We start from the raw sequence: 13,674 nt of genomic DNA, 5'->3' as shown, positions 1-13,674 counted from the left end.
TGTGGACAGATGCGCTGATCGGGAGCGCAGCGGTCAGCGCGGGGAGGGAAGTCCTGCGCTTCCCGAGCTTTCGATCCGCATGACTCGGGCGTCGGACCCGGGTGCAGGGCTCAGGTGCGGGGAAGATGCCGACCAGTGCGATAGAGGAGGATCATCGCGCCCAAGGAGGTTGCGCAGCCGAGGAGCAAGGCGTGGCGCAGCGCTTCGATGCCGAGGTGGGGGTACAGGAGGTCACTCAGGGTGCCGATCAGCACAGGGCCGAAGCCGACGCCGAACAGCGTGCTGAGCAGGGTCTGGAGGGCGATCGCGACGGCGCGGATGCGCGGATTGGTGAGCGTGGTCAGCAGGGCGAACGACGGGCCGAGCCACCACACGGAAAAGAAGCCATTCACGGCGCACCAGAGCATGGCCTCGGGCACCGGGATCCCGGCCATTTCCAGCCAGATGTCACTCGGCCAGAAGAGATAGATGGCCAGCGACAGCAGACCGATCGTATGGCCCAGGATCGGGACGCTCAACCGCCAGCGCGCACCGCGCGAGCCGAGACGATCGCTCAGCCAGCCGGCGAACATCACGCCTACGCCAGCACTTATTCCGCCCACGAGCCCGGTAAGCAGGCCGGCATGTTGCAGTGCTAGGCCATAGGAGCGCACCAGGAAGGTCGCGTTCCACATGCCGAAGGCGGTCCCGCCCAGCGTTGCCGTGGCGCTTGCCAGGACCAGGTAACGCACCGCCTTTTCGGACCACAGAGTCCTGAGCGTCGAGCGAATGTCCAGTGGATGAGGATGGTGGGAAACCGCATCCCAGCGACCGCGTCGGGGTTCGCGGCCCAGGGTCAGCACCAGGGCGCCGATCAGCAGCGCGGGAGCTCCGGCCGCGATGAAGCTCATGCGCCAGCCCCAGGCATCGACCATCCAGGCGCCGAGGCTGAGCGCGATGATGGCGGCGAAGGTCGGAGCTGCAGTGAAGAGGCTGATGGCAAAGGCGCGCCGTTGCGGCGGATAGAGATCAGCGATCAGCGACAGGGCGGCCGGCGCCGCAGGCGCCTCGGCGGCCGCGACCGCCATGCGCGCCAGCACCAGCAGCAGGAAGCTGCCGGTGAAGCCGCACAGGATGGTGGCGATGCCCCAGAGCGCACAGGACGCCGCGACCACGCCGATCCGCGGCAGGCGGTCGGCGAGACGCCCGGCCGGAAGGCCGAGCACGGCGAACACCGCGGCGAAGGCGAGGCCGGAGATCAGACCCATCGAGGTGTCGCTGGCGCCGAACTCGTGCTTGATCGGCTCGATCATCACGGCCACGATCTGGCGGCCGACGAAGTTGTCGGCGTACATCATGGCCAGCAGAAGCAGCAGGCCATGGTTGCGCCACGGCGACATGGTCGCGGGTGTGGCCATGGCCTCGGTCGTCATGTTCAGGCCTGCGCCGCCTGCCGTGCGCGGGCCAGATTGAGCGCCGTATCCTCGATCATGTCTTCCTGGCCGCCGACCATGCCGCGGCGGCCCATCTCGACCAGGATCTCGCGCGCGGGCACGCCGTACTTCTTCTCGGCGCGCTTGGCGAACAGCAGGAAGGAGCCATACACGCCGGCGTAGCCGAGCGTGAGCGCGTCGCGGTCGATGCGGATCGGGAAGTCCATGATCGGCACGACCAGGTCCTCGGCCACGTCCTGGATCTTGAACACATCCACGCCGGTCTCGATGCCCATCAGGTCGCACACCGCGATGAAGACTTCCAGCGGCGTGTTGCCGGCCCCTGCACCCAGACCGGCCGCGGCGGCGTCGATCCGGGTGGCGCCCACTTCGAGGGCGGCCAGGCTGTTGGCCACGCCCATCGCCAGGTTGTGGTGGCCGTGGAAGCCGAGCTCGGTCTCGGGCTTCAGGGCCTCGCGCACCGCCGCCAGGCGCGCCTTGACCGTGTCGGGCAGCAGGTGGCCGGCCGAGTCGGTGACGTATATGCAGTTGGCGCCGTAGCTCTCCATCAGCCTGGCCTGCTTGACCAGGCCTTCGGGGCTGTTCATGTGCGCCATCATCAGGAAGCCCACGGTGTCCATGCCGAGCTTGCGCGCCATGCCGATGTGCTGCTCGGAGACGTCCGCCTCGGTGCAGTGGGTGGCCACACGGATGGTGGACACGCCCAGCTCGTGCGCCATCTTCAGGTGATCGACGGTGCCGATGCCCGGCAGCAGCAGCGCCGAGACCTTGGCCTGCTTCATCAGCGGGATCACGGTGCCGAGGTATTCCTCGTCGCTGTGCGCCGGGAAGCCGTAGTTCACCGAGCTGCCGCCCAGCCCGTCGCCGTGGGTGACCTCGATCAGCGGCACGCCCGCCTCGTCCAGGCCGCAGGCGATGGTCTTCATCTGCTCGAGCGTCATCAGGTGGCGCTTGGGGTGCATGCCGTCCCGCAGGGTCATGTCGTGGACGGTGATCTTCTTGCCGCGAAGTTCCATGTTCATCTCCTTCGTCTGGTCGCCGCTCAGGCCACCATCGTGGCGCGGTTGGATTCGAGTTTCAGGCGCCCGGCGAGGATCTCCTCGGCGAACATCTCGGCGGTGCGCGCACCGGCCGCGGTCATGATGTCGAGGTTGCCGGCGTACTTGGGCAGGTAATCGCCCAGGCCTTCGACTTCCAGGAAGACCGAGACGCGGTTGCCGTCGAACACGGGACCGTTCACGAGCCGATAGCCGGGCACGTACTTCTGCACTTCCTTGATCATGGCGTGGATCGATTCGGTGATCGCCGCCTGGTCGGGCTCGGTCTCGGTGAGGCAGTGCACCGTGTCGCGCATGATCAGCGGGGGCTCGGCCGGGTTGAGGATGATGATGGCCTTGCCCTTCTTCGCACCGCCCACCTTCTCGACCGCGCCGGCGGTGGTGCGGGTGAATTCGTCGATGTTCTTGCGCGTGCCCGGGCCGGCACTCTTGGAGGACACGGTGGCGACGATCTCGCCGTAGGCCACCGGCTGCACGCGCGAGACCGCAGCGACCATCGGGATCGTGGCCTGGCCGCCGCAGGTGACCATGTTGACGTTCATCTCGCCCTTGCCGACGTGCTCCACCAGATTGACCGGCGGCACGCAGAACGGGCCGATCGCCGCGGGGGTGAGGTCGATCATCAGCACGCCCAGTTCATTGAGCTTGCGACTGTTCTCGGCATGGACGTAGGCCGAGGTGGCATCGAAGGCGATCTGCACGCCGTCGGCCAGCACGTGCGGCAGCAGGCCGTCGACGCCCTCGGCGGTGGTCTTGAGGCCCAGCTCACGCGCACGCGCCAGGCCTTCCGAGCTGGCGTCGATGCCGACCATCCACACCGGCTCGAGCACGGGGCTACGCTTCAACTTGTACAGCAGGTCGGTGCCGATGTTGCCGGGGCCGATCAGCGCGCATTTGATCTTGTTCATGGATTCGTCTCTAAGAGTAGGGGGCGTTGCGGTCCGTCTCGATCCGGGCGGGCGGACGGGTGCAGGCGACACGGGGACGAGAGAGGGATATGCCGCGGCGCACCTGCAAGCGGGGAAATCAGGCAAAGGCAACCGAACAGCGGCCGAGTCCCTCGATTTCCATGTCGAAGCGGTCTCCGGCACGGGCCGGGAGTAGCGGCGCCAGGGAGCCGGACAGGATCAGCTCACCGACGCGGAAGGGGATGCCGAAGCGACCGAGGGTGTTGGCGAGCCAGGCCACCGCTTCGGCCGGATGGCCCTGGACCGCCGAGCCCAGGCCTTCGCCGGCAGGTTCGCCGTTGCGGGTCATGCGCATGCGCACGGCTGCGAGGTCCAGTCCGGTCGGGTCGGTGTGCTGCTCGCCGATCACGAACACGCCGCACGAGGCGTTGTCGGCGACCGTGTCCTGGATCCGGATCTTCCAGTCGTCGATGCGGGAATCGACGATCTCGAAGCAGGGCGCAACCCAGGCGGTGGCGGCGAGCACGTCTTCCTTCGTAACGCCCGGACCCTGGAGATCGGCCTTCAGCATGAAGGCGATCTCGCCTTCTGCGCGCGGCTGAATCAGGCCGGCCTGGGCGATCGGGATCGTGGCGCCGTCCGGATGGTGCATGGCGTCGGTCAGGAAGCCGAAGTCGGGCTGATGCACGTTCAGCATGTCCTGCACCGGCTTGCTGGTGACGCCGATCTTCTTGCCGACGAGCTTTTCGCCATCGGCTTCGCGTCGCGCCAGCATGTGCAGCGAGATGTGATAAGCGTCGTCGATGCCGATGTCCGGATGGCGGTCGGTCAGCGGCGCCAGGGTGCGGCGCTGGCGCAGGGCGTCGTAGAGTTCGTCGCCGAGGCGGCGGATCTGGGAGTCGTCCATGGTCGGGTCCATGTGTTGAGACAGTGCGTGCAACTGCGACTCAGCCCGGCCACACGCTGGATTCGGCACCGCCGTCGACTTCGATGATCTTGCCGGTGACCCAGGCGGATGCCGGGGTAGCGAGGTAGAGCGCGGCGGCGGCGATGTCCTCGACTTCGCCCAGGCGTTTCAACGGCGTGTTCTTGATCATGCCCTCGCGCATGTTGGCGGGCAGGGCGCGGTCGAGCGCGGCGGTCATGATCGGCCCCGGCGCGATGGCATTGACGCGCACGTCGGGGGCGAAGTCCTGCGCCAGCAGGCGGGTGAGCTGGCTCAGCGCGGCCTTGGCCGTGCCGTAGGCGCTGAAGTAGGGCTGGGCGTAGCGCGCCGCGCCCGAGGTGATGTTCACCACGTTGCCGCCGCCGGCCGTGCGCATGTGCGGAACGCACAGGCGGGTCAGTTCGTAGGCGGAGCTGACGTTGAAGCGGAACACGCCCTCGAACTTGTCTGCCGACATCTTCAGCGGGTCGTTGGGGCCGGAGCCGCCGGCGTTATTGACCAGGTGGGTGATGCGGCCGAACGTGTTCATCGCGGCCTCGACCACGCCGGCCAGTTGCGGCAGCTCGGTGACGTCGCACTGCACCGCGAGCGCGCGGCGGCCGAGGGCGCGGATCTCTTCCGCGACCGCTTCCACGTCGGCGAGCGTGCGTGCCGCGCACACCACATCGGCGCCGGCCTCGGCGTAGCTCAGGGCGATGGCACGGCCAATGCCGCGGCCAGCGCCGGTGACGATGGCGACCTGGTTGTTCAGGCGGAAGCGTTCGATCAGGGGCATGGGATGTCCTTGCTTATTCGTCGAGGTGAGTTCGGAGGGAGATCAGCGTGCAGACCAAAGGTCGGGCATGCCCGGGTCACTGCTCGCGATCAGGCGCTTGAGCAGCAGCTTCAGCGCCATCGTGTCGCCGGCGCCGAGCTTGGCGGCGACGTCTTCCTCGACCGCCTTCGCCAGCGCGATCTGGCGCAGCGAGGCTTCGCGGCCATCGGCGGTCAGCACGTAGCGTGTGGTCCCGTCCTCGCTTTCGAAGGCGACCAGGCGTTGCGACTCGAGCGCTGCCATAGATTCGACGGTGGCCAGCATGCCGGTGTAGGCGATGAACGCGTTCAGTTCGTCGAGGGTCAGGCGGTCACGGATCGACAGCACCGACAGGATGAAGAACGAGCGCTCGTCCAGGGCCTGGGTGTCGAGCAATTGTCGCAAGGCGAACAGCATCTGGTAGTGCGCGCGGCCGAGCAGGTAGCCGAGCAGGTCCTCGGTGTAGCTGCATTCGGGCGGCGGCGTGGCGCCCAGGCGCACCTCCTCGCGCGGCTTGCGGGCGGCCAGGGCGTACTGGCCGCTCTGGAACACCAGCGGCGGCAGGTCGCTGTGGTCGTAGGCCAGCACCTCGCCGACGAAGATGACATGGTCGCCGCCGTCGTAGCTGAACGCGGTGCGACACTGGAAGCGTGCGGTGCAGTCCTTGAGCAGCGGCGCCTTGCTGATCCCGTCGTCCAGCTCCAGCCCGGCGAACTTGTCCTCGCCCTGGCGTGCGAATCGGCCCGACAGGGCTTCCTGGTCGGCGGACAGCACATGCACGTTCCAGTGCTTCGCGTTGGAGAATGCGGCCAGGCTGCGTGCGTTCTTCGCCAGGCTCCACAGCACCAGCGGCGGGTCCAGGGACACCGAGTTGAAGCTGTTGGCGGTGATGCCGACGGCATCGCCGTCCTGGGCACGGGCCGTGATGATGGTGACGCCGGTGGTGAAGGTGCCGAGCGCGGCGCGGAATGCCTGGGGGTCGAAACCCTTTTGCGTCGTCATGTCGTGTCTCGCAGGACGGGAGGGAAGATGGCGCCGAGTATGAAATTGGCCCCGGTCAGGGTCATCGTCCCAACGGACTAGCGTTTTTGCCGGCGCGGCTGGGGGCGATCGTCCGATCGGACTACGCAGCTTCGGGGTTCGCAGGTTAAGTTCGCACGGTGCGCAAATGCGTCTAACCCCGCCTCTCAACCCGGAGCGATTGCCGTGACGAACGAGATCATCACTACCGCCGCAGGCCTGGCCGGCCTGCTCGAACAACAGCGCCAGGCATTCAACGCCGCCGGTGCCGTCAGCGCCGTGGAGCGCAAGCGCCGCATTCAGACGGCGATCGACCTGCTGGTGAAGTATCACAAGCCCCTTGTCGAGGCGATGGATGCCGACTTCGGCGGCCGCCCCAAGGGCTACTCGCTGATGAACGACGTGCTCGGTTCGCTGACCTCGCTCAAGTACGCCCGCGACCACTTCGAGCCCTGGATGGCGAGCGAGCCGCGCGCGCCGTTCCCGCCCTACGACCAGCTCGGCGCCCAGGCCTGGGTGATGTACCAGCCCAAGGGCACGGTAGGCATCATCGGTACCTGGAATGCGCCGCTGTTCACCCTGTTCAGCCCGCTCGCCAGCGCGCTCGCCGCGGGCAATCGCGCCATTCTCAAGCCCTCCGAGGTGGTTTCCCGCACCGCCCAGGTGGTGGCCGAGGCGGTCGTCGACATGTTCGATCCGCTCGAGGTCGGCGTCGTCACCGGCGGCCCGGACATGGGCGAAACCTTCACCGCCCAGCCCTTCGACCACATCGTGTTCACCGGCAGCACCCAGGTCGGCAAGGCGGTGATGCGCAACGCGGCGCAGAATCTGGTGCCTGTGACGCTGGAGCTGGGTGGCAAGTCGCCCACCATCGTCGCCCGCAGCGCCGACCTCGCGACCGCGGCCTTCCGCATCGCCGCAGCGAAGGCGAGCAACGGCGGGCAGCTGTGCGTGAATCCGGACGTCGTCTATGTGGCCCGCGAGCAGCTCGAGGATTTCGTCGCCGCGCTCAAGCGCAGCTTCGGCGAGCTGTTCCCGAGCGTGGCGGGCAACCCGGACATGGTCGCGGTGGTGAACGATCGCCACCTGGCGCGTGTCGAGTCCTACGTAAGCGATGCCGTCCAGGCCGGCGCGCGCGTCGAGTGCGCGCCGGCGCCCCTGGCCGCCGATGCGGCAGGGCGCCACCGTCCGCTCGCCATCGTCATCGACCCGCCGCAGGGTGCGAAGATCATGCAGGAGGAGATCTTCGGTCCGGCGGTGGTGGTGAAGCCCTTTGAGACGATCGACGCGGTGATCGCCGACATCAATTCCCGTCCGCGTCCGCTGGCGCTGTACTACTTCGGCGAGGACGAAGCCGAGCAGCAAAACGTGCTCGAGCACACGCTGTCGGGTGGCGTCACGATCAACGAGGCGATGTTCCACGCCGCGATGGAAGACGCACCCTTCGGTGGCGTGGGCGATTCCGGCATGGGGCACTACCACGGCCGCGAGGGCTTCCTCGAGTTCAGCCACGCGCGCACGGTGTTCAAGGCGCCGGCCTACGACCCGCGCCGGGAGTGGGGCCTGCTGCCGCCGTACTCCGAGCACTTCCTGGCGATGATGGAGGCCCAGGTCACGCCCTGAGCCACGCCCGCCGGAGTTCGGAGTCAGTGAAGAAACGAAACGCCGCGCCGACCCCCTGGGTGGCGCGGCGTTTCTTGTTGCGTGCCGCGTTCAGCGCCGGGCGGCCGTCAGCCCGGCCTGGCGGCCGAAGAAGGTCGAGTCGCCGAGCGACATGCCCGAGCTGTAGCCCTCGCCCCAGCGCGGCAGGCCGCATGCGGTGCGCCCGGCGGCGTAGAGGCCGGCGATCGGCTGGCCGTCCGCATCGAGCACCTCGCCGCTGGGTCGGGTATGCAGGCCGCCCATGGTGAAGGCATGCGCCTTGAGGTCGCCGATGCAGTAGCTGAGCGCGGCGAAGGGGGCTTCGGTGAGCGGGCGGAGCCAGTTCGCGGCCTTGTGAAACAGCGGGTCCGCGCCCTCGGTGGCATGGCGGTTGAACTCGGTGACGGTATGCACCAGGCTGCCCGTGGGCAGGCCGAGCTCCTGCTCAAGCTCTTCCCAGCTCTCGCCCACCGCGGCCACCCCGATGTCGGGCTGGATCACCGGACGGCCGAAGATCTCGTTGTCGACCAGCAGCCAGGCCTTGCCCTCGGGCTGGCGCAGCACGTAGTGGGCGACGCGCCCGTGATAGGCGTCCTCGTTGATGAAGCGCTCGCCGCGCGCGTTGACGAAGATGCCCTTGACCAGCGACTCGGGCGGGAAGAACGGGATGGTGGCGAAGAACTGGTCCATATGGAGGGTGGCGCCGCCCACGCTCATGCCCATGCGGATGCCCGAGCCGTCGTCGTTGCCGCCGGAGACGACTTCCGAGCACGCGAGCGCGGCCGGTGCGAAGCGCGCGACCATGTCGCGATTGACGATGAAACCGCCCGCGCACAGGATCACGCCCTTGCGTGCGCGCACGAACTTTTCTTCGCCCTCGATGCGCACGATCACGCCGACCACGCCGTTCGTCCCGTCCACGATCAGGCTCAGCGCCCGGCTGTTGCAATGGACGGTGGCGCCGAGCGCTTCGGCGCGGGCGCACAGCTTCTCCATCAGGATCTTGCCGCCGCCCCAGCCCTTGAACTGGGCAGTATGGCCGCGCGGCGCCGGTTTCGCCTGCGCGCTGAAGGGCCACGCTGCCTCGTTGCCCGACCACACCAGGGTGTCGTCGGTGGTGGGCTCGATCCATTTGCCCGGGAGGTAGGTGCCCTTGAAGGGCACGCCCTGGGCCTCCAGCCATTCGAAGTGGGCCGCCGCCTTCTCGGCATAGACGCGCACGCGCTCCGCATCGGCGCCGGGGCCGCCGGCCATCATCAGGTAGGTGTACAGGTCCTCGGTGCTGTCCTCGAAGCCGTGTTCGCGCTGCACCCGCGTGCCGCCGCTGCCGCCGACATAGACCTCGCCGCCGGACCACGAGGCGCTGCCGCCCGGCGCGGCCGCCACCTCGAAGACATGAACCTCGGCGCCCGCCGCGCGCGCCTCGATCGCCGCGCAGCTGCCTGCGGCGCCGAAGCCGATCACGGCGACGTCGGTCTCGATGTCCCAGCGCGGCACGTCCTCGACGCGGCAGGCGCGCGCGGGGGCATGGGGCGGGGGGGCGTGCGGGGTGGGGGCTGGGGGTGTGCTCATGCCGTGTTCCTTGTCCGGTTCTTGGGTGCGACCGATCATCGAAGGACCGCTCGCCGGCTGCATCCCCCGATTGAACGATACCGGCCCGGAGACGGAGCCGATCGTGCGCTCATAGTCCGCATTGACGATGAAACCCCTCGGCTCCGCAGCCAACATCGCCCACATTCCAACCAGATCAGGGGTGAAGCGTGAGCGTGCAAGATCAGTCGCAGATGAGCTGGGACGTCATCGTCGTCGGCTCCGGTGCAGGCGCGATGACCTCGGCGGTGGTCGCCGCCGACCGCGGGCTGTCGGTGCTGGTGATCGAGAAGAGCGACAAGTTCGGCGGTACCTCGGCGATCTCGGGCGGCGGCATCTGGATCCCGAACAACCACTACTTCAAGGCCAAGGGCGGCAAGGACAGCTACGAGAAGGCGCTGCAGTACATCCTCGCAGCGGGCGGCGGCAAGGCCGACGAGACGAAGGTGCGCGCCTATCTCGACCATGCGCCGAAGATGATCAAGTACCTCGAGGACAAGTCCCGGGTGCGCTACGCGGTGGCCGAGAAGTACCCCGACTACTACCAGCACCTGCCGGGCGCGCTGCCCGGCGGCCGCTCGCTCGACCCCGAGCTTTTCGACACCAGCACTCTCGGCGACGAGCTCGCCAATCTGCGCCGGCCTTCAGCCTCGACGCTGCTGATGGGACGCATCTCGTGGACCGCGCGCGACGCCCACGTCGCCATGGCGCGCGAGCGCGGCTGGCGGTTCAAGATCCTCGGCATGATGCTGCGCTACAAGCTCGATTTCAAGTGGCGCAAGAAGAGCAAATACGACCGCCGTGCCGGGCTGGGCAGCTCGCTGGCGTGCGCGCTGCGCGTCTCGCTGCTGGACCGCAAGGTGCCGCTGTGGTTGAAGACGGACTTCCGCGACCTGGTGCTCGACGGCGACCGTGTGATCGGCGTCCGTGTAATGCGCGAAGGGCGTGAGCTGACGCTGACCGCCCGTCGCGGCGTGATCCTCGGCGCCGGCGGCTTCGAGCAGAACCAGGCCCTGCGCGAGAAGTACCTGCCGCAGCCGACGAAGGCCGCGTGGAGCGCAACCCCGCCGGGCAACAATACCGGCGCCGCGCTCGAAGCCGGCATGGCCGCAGGTGCCGCCACCGACCTGATGGAATGGGCGTGGTGGGCACCGACCATTCCGGTCGTGGGCGAGGACAAGCCGCGTGGCATCTTTGCCGAGCGCGCCTTCCCGGGCTCCATCGTGGTCAACAGCCTCGGCAAGCGTTTCTGCAACGAGGCCCAGGGCTACCTGGAGTTCGGCGACGCCATGTACAAGGATCGCGAGGCCACCGGCGGCAAGAACGTGCCGGCGTGGTGCATCTTCGACGCCCACTTCCGCTTCAACTACGCGATGGGCCCGCTGATGCCGGCGCAGATCATGCCCGACAGCCGCCTGCGCAAGGAGTGGCTGGGCAGCGTTTACTGGAAGGCCGACACCCTCGAGGACCTGGCGCGCCAGATCGGCGTCGATGCCGCCGGGCTCAAGGAGACCGTGGCGAAGATGAACGACTATGCCCGCAGCGGCAAGGACGCCGATTTCGGCCGTGGCGACAGCGTCTTCGACCGCTACTACGGCGATGTCAACGTCAAGCCCAATCCCTGCCTGGCGCCGATCCAGAAGGGGCCGTTCTACGCCATGCGCATGGACGCCGGTGACATCGGCACCAAGGGCGGGCTGCTCACCGACGCCCAGGCGCGCGTGGTCCGCCCGGACGGCTCGCCGATCGAGGGCCTGTACGCCATCGGCAATACCTCGGCCTCGGTGATGGGCACCGCCTATCCGGGCGCCGGCGCCACCATCGGACCGGCGATGACCTTCGGCTACATCGCCGCCAATCACATCGCGGCCAACGCGTGACGAATCGACAGGAGACCGAGCACATGGCAGGACGGATCGAAGGCAAGGTGGCGCTGGTCACCGGGGGCGCGAGCGGCGTCGGACGCGCGACGGTGGAACTCTTCGTCAGGGAAGGCGCCCAGGTCGTGTTTACCGACCTCAGCGTCGACGCCGGCGAGTCGCTCGCCGCCGGTCTTGGTGGCAAGGCGACGTTCATCCGCCAGGACGCCGCCTCGGCGGCCGATTGGGACGCGGTGATGGCCGTGCTGCGCGCGCGCTTCGGTCGTCTCGACATCCTGGTGAACAACGCCGGCATCCTGGTCAAGGGTTCGATCGAGGACGCCTCGCTGGACGACTGGCAGCGCCTGATGCGGGTCAATGCCGACAGCGTGTTCCTTGGCTGCAAGGCCGGCGTGGCGCTGATGAAGGAGGGCGGCGGGGGCTCGATCATCAACATTTCCTCGATCGCCGGCATCGCCGCCAAGGACGACTACGCCGCCTACGGCGCCTCCAAGGCCGCCATCTCCGGTCTCACTCGCGCGGTCGCCGCGCATTGCCGCAAGGCCAAGTACCGCATCCGCTGCAACTCCATCCACCCCGACGGCGTCATGACGCCGATGACGGCCGGTTCGTACCCGAAGGGCGTCGACCCGGCGCGCTTCACCATCGACGCCGACCCGATGAACCGCGCCTGCCTGCCCGAGGACGTCGCCGCCGCCATCCTCTTCCTTGCCGAGGACAGCGCGCGCGCGGTCAATGGCATCGAGCTGCGCGTCGACAGCGGCCAGTTCGTCATGAGCATCTGAGCCGCCGCAACAACACCGGAATCACCATGACCGCACATTTCGTACCGCCGCTCGCCCGCACCCTGCCGGCGCTCGTGCTCGAGGCCGCAAAGCGTCACGGCGAGCGCATCTTCATCGAGGACGGCGACACCCGCATCGACTATGCCAGCCTGCCGGCGCGCGTCTTCGCCGTCAGCCGCGCCCTGATCGCCCATGGCATCGAGCCCGGCGACCGGGTCGCGATCTGGGCGCCCAACCGCGCCGAATGGATCCTCGCCGCGCTCGGCATCCACTGCGCGGGCGCGGCGATGGTGCCGATCAACACCCGCATGAAGGGCGCCGAGGCGGCCGACATCATCGAACGCAGCCACGCCCGCATCCTCTTCGTCGTAGACCGCTTCCTCGACATCGACTACCCCGCGATGCTCGCCGGCTGCCGTCCGGCCACGCTGGAAAAGGTGGTGGCGATCGGCGAGGCCGGCGCGCATGCCGATACCGACTGGGCGCGTTTCCTGGCCGGCGGTGAGGGCGTCAGCGAGGAACGGGCACGCGCCACGGCGCAGGCGGTGCAGCCCGACGACATGTCGGACCTGATGTTCACCTCCGGCACCACCGGGCGCCCCAAGGGCGTCATCAGCGCCCACGGCCAGATCATCCAGGCCTTCAGCGAGTACGTGAAGATTGCCGGCATCCGCGCCGGCGACCGCTACCTGATCGTCAATCCCTTCTTCCACACATTCGGCTACAAGGCGGGCTGGGTCACCTGCCTGATCGCCGGTGCCACCGTGCTGCCGCATCCGGTGTTCGACGCCGAGGCGGTGTTCCGCCGCATCGAGGCCGACCGCATCAGCGTGCTGCCCGGGCCGCCCACGCTCTACCTGTCGATGCTGGCGCACCCGAAGCTCGCACAGACCGACCTGTCCAGCCTGCGGGTGGCCGTCACCGGCGCCTCGACCATTCCGCCGGTGCTGATCGAGCGCATGCGATGCGAGCTCGGCTTCGAGGTCGTGCTCACCGCCTACGGCCTCACCGAATGCGGCGGCCTGGCCACCATCTGCGCCGCAGACGATGACGCCGAAACCGTTGCGCTGACCAGCGGCCACGCCATCCCGGGCACTGAGATCCGCATCGTCGACGCCGACAACCGGCCGCTGCCCGTGGGTGAGGCCGGCGAGATCTGCCTGCGCGGCTTCCACGTCATGCAGGGCTACTTCGAGGACGCCAAGGCGACCGCCGAGACGATCGATGCGGACGGCTGGCTGCACACCGGCGACGTGGGCACGCTGGACGCACGCGGCTACCTGCGCATCACCGATCGCCTCAAGGACATGTTCATCGTCGGCGGCTTCAACTGCTACCCGGCCGAGATCGAGGCCGCGCTCACCGCGCATCCGGCGATCGCCCAGGTTGCGGTGATCGGCGTGCCCGACGAGCGCATGGGCGAGGTTGGCTGCGCCTGCGTGGTGCTGCGGCATGGCCAGGCGCTTGACGAAACCGGGCTCATCGCCTGGTCGCGCGAGCGCATGGCCAACTACAAGGTGCCGCGCTTCGTGCGCTTCTTCGCTTCGTTGCCGGTCAATGCGTCGAACAAGGTGGTCAAGAACGAACTGCGGGCGCTGGTGCGTGTTCCTGCGTGAGCCC

At 68.2% G+C, this 13,674-nt stretch carries 11 protein-coding genes; 4 read left to right on the top strand and 7 right to left on the bottom strand.

Translation table 11 applies throughout. From position 1 onward, the window contains the following. Positions 1-110: 110 nt before the first annotated feature. The 6 genes from CKCBHOJB_RS11965 to CKCBHOJB_RS11940 all read right to left on the bottom strand — a co-directional run bounded on the left by CKCBHOJB_RS11965 (position 111) and on the right by CKCBHOJB_RS11940 (position 6,140). A complete protein-coding gene (locus CKCBHOJB_RS11965; RefSeq protein WP_281048899.1) occupies positions 111-1,412 on the bottom strand; it encodes an MFS transporter in 1,302 nt (433 codons plus the stop codon). Between the two features lie 2 nt (positions 1,413-1,414). Continuing rightward, a complete protein-coding gene (gene dmpG / locus CKCBHOJB_RS11960) occupies positions 1,415-2,449 on the bottom strand; it encodes a 4-hydroxy-2-oxovalerate aldolase (RefSeq protein ID WP_281048898.1) in 1,035 nt (344 codons plus the stop codon). 26 nt (positions 2,450-2,475) lie between these two features. Continuing rightward, positions 2,476-3,399 carry an acetaldehyde dehydrogenase (acetylating) gene (locus tag CKCBHOJB_RS11955; RefSeq protein WP_281048897.1) on the bottom strand — a complete coding sequence of 308 codons (924 nt, stop codon included), beginning with the start codon at positions 3,397-3,399 and terminating at the stop codon, positions 2,476-2,478. A gap of 118 nt (positions 3,400-3,517) precedes the next feature. Further along, the gene (locus CKCBHOJB_RS11950) at positions 3,518-4,306 is read right to left on the bottom strand and encodes a fumarylacetoacetate hydrolase family protein (protein ID WP_281048896.1); all 789 of its coding nucleotides are present in this window, start codon (positions 4,304-4,306) and stop codon (positions 3,518-3,520) included. A gap of 40 nt (positions 4,307-4,346) precedes the next feature. After that, positions 4,347-5,120, bottom strand: a complete 774-nt coding sequence (locus CKCBHOJB_RS11945) for a glucose 1-dehydrogenase (RefSeq protein ID WP_281048895.1) — start codon at positions 5,118-5,120, stop codon at positions 4,347-4,349. A 42-nt stretch (positions 5,121-5,162) separates the two neighbouring features. Then, complete coding sequence (locus CKCBHOJB_RS11940; RefSeq protein ID WP_281048894.1) at positions 5,163-6,140, bottom strand: flavin reductase family protein; 978 nt, start codon at positions 6,138-6,140, stop codon at positions 5,163-5,165. A gap of 204 nt (positions 6,141-6,344) precedes the next feature. Between CKCBHOJB_RS11940 and CKCBHOJB_RS11935 the strand changes: the two genes are divergently transcribed. Then, positions 6,345-7,781, top strand: a complete 1,437-nt coding sequence (locus CKCBHOJB_RS11935) for an aldehyde dehydrogenase family protein (RefSeq protein WP_281048893.1) — start codon at positions 6,345-6,347, stop codon at positions 7,779-7,781. A 90-nt stretch (positions 7,782-7,871) separates the two neighbouring features. Here the strand turns inward: CKCBHOJB_RS11935 and CKCBHOJB_RS11930 are convergent, their stop codons facing one another. Then, positions 7,872-9,371: an FAD-dependent oxidoreductase gene (locus CKCBHOJB_RS11930; protein WP_281048892.1), complete on the bottom strand. Its 1,500-nt coding sequence runs from the start codon at positions 9,369-9,371 to the stop codon at positions 7,872-7,874. Between the two features lie 188 nt (positions 9,372-9,559). Here CKCBHOJB_RS11930 and CKCBHOJB_RS11925 point away from each other — a divergent pair, with 188 nt between their 5' ends. The 3 genes from CKCBHOJB_RS11925 to CKCBHOJB_RS11915 are packed head-to-tail and all read left to right on the top strand — an operon-like array spanning position 9,560 to position 13,670. Beyond that, positions 9,560-11,269 (top strand): FAD-dependent oxidoreductase, encoded by a 1,710-nt coding sequence (locus tag CKCBHOJB_RS11925; RefSeq protein ID WP_281048891.1) that lies wholly within the window; start codon positions 9,560-9,562, stop codon positions 11,267-11,269. A gap of 23 nt (positions 11,270-11,292) precedes the next feature. Further along, on the top strand, positions 11,293-12,054 hold the full coding sequence (locus CKCBHOJB_RS11920) for an SDR family oxidoreductase (RefSeq protein WP_281048890.1): 762 nt from the start codon (positions 11,293-11,295) through the stop codon (positions 12,052-12,054). Between the two features lie 26 nt (positions 12,055-12,080). After that, positions 12,081-13,670, top strand: a complete 1,590-nt coding sequence (locus tag CKCBHOJB_RS11915) for a FadD3 family acyl-CoA ligase (protein WP_281048889.1) — start codon at positions 12,081-12,083, stop codon at positions 13,668-13,670. The last annotated feature ends 4 nt before the right edge of the window (positions 13,671-13,674 follow it).

Source organism: Thauera sp. GDN1 (assembly GCF_029223545.1).
In the GTDB taxonomy this organism is placed as follows: Bacteria; Pseudomonadota; Gammaproteobacteria; order Burkholderiales; family Rhodocyclaceae; genus Thauera.
This window is presented reverse-complemented; position numbering and strand designations above follow the sequence as displayed.